At 58.4% G+C, this 2,269-nt stretch carries 3 protein-coding genes and 1 pseudogene; all 4 read left to right on the forward strand.

The window, feature by feature from the left end:
* Positions 1-141: 141 nt before the first annotated feature.
* The 4 genes and pseudogenes from ACFYT4_RS36135 to ACFYT4_RS36150 all read left to right on the forward strand — a co-directional run bounded on the left by ACFYT4_RS36135 (position 142) and on the right by ACFYT4_RS36150 (position 2,166).
* Positions 142-909, forward strand: a complete 768-nt coding sequence (locus ACFYT4_RS36135; protein ID WP_389279148.1) for a DNA/RNA non-specific endonuclease — start codon at positions 142-144, stop codon at positions 907-909.
* Entirely contained in the window at positions 887-1,411 is a 525-nt protein-coding gene (locus ACFYT4_RS36140; protein ID WP_389279151.1) for an SMI1/KNR4 family protein, read from the forward strand. The genes ACFYT4_RS36135 and ACFYT4_RS36140 overlap by 23 nt, the downstream gene beginning before the upstream one ends.
* A gap of 88 nt (positions 1,412-1,499) precedes the next feature.
* A pseudogene (locus ACFYT4_RS36145) lies at positions 1,500-1,655 on the forward strand (IS701 family transposase); the annotation flags it as partial.
* Positions 1,656-1,893: 238 nt separating this feature from the next.
* Positions 1,894-2,166, forward strand: a complete 273-nt coding sequence (locus ACFYT4_RS36150; RefSeq protein WP_389279153.1) for a hypothetical protein — start codon at positions 1,894-1,896, stop codon at positions 2,164-2,166.
* The last annotated feature ends 103 nt before the right edge of the window (positions 2,167-2,269 follow it).

Genomic DNA, 2,269 nt, shown 5'->3' on the forward strand with positions numbered 1-2,269 from the left:
GGCACGGTCTTCCAGCGTGATCATGGGACGTAGACACTCACATGATCACCGGGATCGTGCCCGTTCCGTATGCCCGCAACCCGGACCACACCCCCAGACCGGACGACTCACCCCAGAGCGACTTCATGCCGGGACCCTGGGGTGGCACCGACCAGGCCAGCTCCCCGGCCACAGGTCGATGTCGCCCGAATTCAACAGAGCGCGATTGACCAGGCAATCTTCTACAGCACGCAAGTCCTGGCCGAAATGACAACTGGGTCGACCGATCCGTTCGCTCCGGTTGATGCAACAGGTGTTGAAGATATCCAGGAATTGTTTCCAGAGTTGGATATTGATGTCGATGCCGGATTTGGTGGAACAGGGGCTGACCATTCCGCAAAACGAACTCGGAGTACTTGTTCTAGAGATCTCCCCTCCACGGATTCGGCGTTCTACTACGCTCCTATGACGCGATTCGGTCCAGGAGTGAATGAATGCCGAGCGACTGGTGCAGTTGCGTGGATCGACGCATCTGACCTGCGCCCCTGGCGACTTGATCCGAAATGGAAGCCGGAAGGATTTCACCGACTTCCAGTCAATAATCGGGCTGCGCTCCACTTGATTGGCAATCAGATGGGGGGTGCGCATGACACATTGAGTAATTTCGTGGCCGGCTACCAGAAACCTGCGGACTCGCCCCATATGAGAACATTGGAGAATGATGTAACAAATGATGTAAGGTCGGGCCAGAGGGTGACTCTTGGTGTTGTTCCAGTTTACGGCGGAGTTGATCCGGCCATCCCGACAGAGGTCAAGATGTATGCTGTCGGCGATGGTGGATATAGTTTGAACTGTACGGTTTACAATAGGTCGACCGGCGGTTTTTCTTGCTCAGAAAGGACATCGGGTGGAGATCTTTCAGTTCCGTGATTTTCTTGGAGTGCCTCAAGTCAACAGTGATGTTTCCAGTGACTGGGATGCTCTCGAATCGATATATGGAGATCATCTACCAGATGACTACAAGAAATTCGTTTCGGCTTATGGCCCTGGCTGCGTAAACGATCAACTCTATATTTTCCACCCCCGCGCTTCGGGGAGCGAAGGACTGCGACTTGGGTTGCTCTGGGAACAGGCGTCGCAGACCTACGAGCAATTGTCTCGGGATGATCCTGAGGCATATCCCTATCCCATTCATCCCGCGAGGGGCGGATTTGTTCCGATTGGTAGATCAACGTCGGGAAATCATGTCTTCCTGGTCCCACCGGGGTCAGGGGGGAGGGAATGGCAAGTCGCGGTGGAAATGGGAGGTTGGGCTCTCTTGGAAATGGGCTTCACAGATTTTCTTTGGCACGCCTTGCGTGAGGATTTGGAAGTTCCTGTGATCGAGGGGGAGCCGTCCTTTGAGCGAATCGGCCAGGTCGATACCTATTGACAGCATTCTGCAACGTCACGTCTGTGTTGTGTCGCGTGCGGTGTCGTTGAGTTCTTCGTTGTGGCAGGAAGCTGACGAGTAGTCAGTTCTGCTCGGTGATTTCGTAGCTTGGTTCGCGGGGTTCGGGCGCGCGGAGCCGAGACGGAGGATGGTGTCCTACCTGCGGGGATTGCTGAGCGGGACGAAGTGCAAGAACGGTTGGACCCTGGCAGAGGCCGCCGGGGACCACGGCCCGCAGGCAGTCGCCACCGGCCGCTTGTTCCGCAAGCTTCCGCACAAGCTGGAGCCAGAACGCTGCCACACCACGATCGAAGACCGTCGGAGGCGCCCGAGGCGAGGTAGCTGTTCGAGCTGCGCAGGACGTGGTGGAAGTCGGCGATCCGGAAGGTGGGCGTCTGTGTCGTCTACCGCCTGGCGGAGCGGGCGCGGACGGCGGCCCCGGCGGTGTCGACTCTGGCACATGCGGCATCGGACGGCTGGACGTGTGCGCCTACGCCACCAAACAGGAGGCGTTGCGCGAGGGAGTGAAGCTCGCCATGGCCTGCGGCATGGGCGAAGACGGGCAGGCACGCCAGCACGGCACGACGTCCTTCGCGTACGACGGCGGTTCCAACAACCTCACCAGTGACGGCACCAGCAGTTTCACCCGCACCCCTGACGGTGAACTCCAGGCCATGACCGACGGCACCACCGCCCAGTGGTCCATCACCGACCAGCACACCGACCTCACCCCGAACTGGGGTGTGTCAATTTAACGGCCCTGTCGGACGTGTCAGGGATCTTGTGTAAGTCGGCTGGTGTCATTGGACGCTGAGCCGGTCCTCGAAGAACAGTGAGAACTGGTTCAGTGCCTCTTTC

Origin of the sequence: Streptomyces sp. NPDC004609, from assembly GCF_042873655.1 — a bacterium.
GTDB lineage: Bacteria > Actinomycetota > Actinomycetes > Streptomycetales > Streptomycetaceae > Streptomyces.